1 pseudogene is annotated in these 345 nt (G+C 53.6%); it reads right to left on the reverse strand.

What is annotated here, in order from left to right:
* Window positions 1-27 precede the first annotated feature (27 nt).
* Window positions 28-345 (reverse strand): annotated as a pseudogene (locus ACYP03_RS24945) (UDP-forming cellulose synthase catalytic subunit); the annotation flags it as partial.

Consider the following 345-nt stretch of genomic DNA (forward strand, 5'->3'; position numbering starts at 1 on the left):
GACCAGCAGCAGGATATTGACCATCCGTCAGGTATTGTTTTCTCTTAACACAGTGTCGAGATCTTCCGTGTCGGCATCGGTCGCGTTTTTTTCAAGCCATTGAATGAATACGGACATACGCCCCAAAGGCAAATAGAAGATTGCTTTCACGCGGCGGATCAGTTGCCTGGTTCCCGCTTGCAGCTGGGTTTTAAGATGACCCGGCGATTGTGGCCTGACACAGAGCAGCCACAAGCTCTGCAGCACGAAGCGCACAGGATCCAGCAATGTGGGGGAGGCAAAGTTAATGTGCGGGTAGTAAATCAGAGGCAGACGCCATGCCGGCACGCCGGCAATCTGCGGCTT

The organism is Photobacterium sp. R1, from assembly GCF_054600795.1.